1 protein-coding gene is annotated in these 980 nt (G+C 31.6%); it reads right to left on the bottom strand.

Translation table 11 applies throughout. The features are described 5' to 3' along the window. Positions 1 to 364: 364 nt before the first annotated feature. Positions 365 to 853: a hypothetical protein gene (locus ACFQ0R_RS00005; RefSeq protein ID WP_379656313.1), complete on the bottom strand. Its 489-nt coding sequence runs from the start codon at positions 851 to 853 to the stop codon at positions 365 to 367. Positions 854 to 980: the final 127 nt, after the last annotated feature.

The raw sequence follows: 980 nt of genomic DNA on the forward strand, positions 1-980 counted from the left end.
GCATTTAGGCAAGGATACCAAGAAGATAGTCATCAAGGTAGCCAGAAAGCTACTGAGTAGAACCTTAGCTGTTATAAAGACAGGAATACCTTATGAAATAGGAGTGATACAATAAAAAACGTAAATTAGAGAATAGAGATAAACATATAAACCAATAACAAAGCTCACAATGAACTTAAAGTTCATATCACAAAACAGCGTAGGTGGCTAAGCCTTTAAATTAAAGTTAGACCACATTTGTTAGCAAGTGAATGGACTTTTTTAACTTACACTCATAGAGATGCTGGTGGCGGTAGATATCTATTGACCACACATAGGATGCGGAGCAAGTTATTATTNGCAAACGTTTTTTCTTATATATGCCTTATTTGTTCAATATTTTCTTCAAATCATTTATTGACTTTTCTTTTTGGCTGTTAAACCCGTAATTAATCAACCCAATTCCGAATCCAATCATAATTAATGGAAAAATCAAGAATAACGGATTCGTTCCTTGATTTATGACTCCAATAATTCCAATAATAAATGCTAATCCTATAAAAGTCAGCCAGAAAAGCATAAATACAATTACAAACCTGTGAACTTTTAAATCCGCAACTAATTTAGTTCCATTGATATTTGGTTGAATTTGTCCTTTAATTTGAGGAAGAAAAGAATTTCGTCCAGTTATTATTCGTTGTATTTCAAATCTATCTTGCTCAAACTTTCCTTCAAATAATTCCTTATCTTGGGATTCGCTAAAACCAAATTTCAATACTTTTTTCGGTCGAATATTTTCCTTCAATATTTTTCTAACTTCTTGATTTGAAAGAGTAGTTAATATTTCAATTTTATCAGACGGAATTATTTTCATTTTGTTTTTTTCAAATGTTTGCCAACGTAAAGCGGATATGACCCGTACCGAGTCAAGACCTTAATGTAAAACTACTACAATTCTTCCAATTGTAATAGTTTATTAAACCATGACGGAAGAGGTATGG

Source organism: Psychroflexus salinarum, from assembly GCF_042677225.1.
Classification (GTDB): domain Bacteria; phylum Bacteroidota; class Bacteroidia; order Flavobacteriales; family Flavobacteriaceae; genus Psychroflexus; species Psychroflexus salinarum.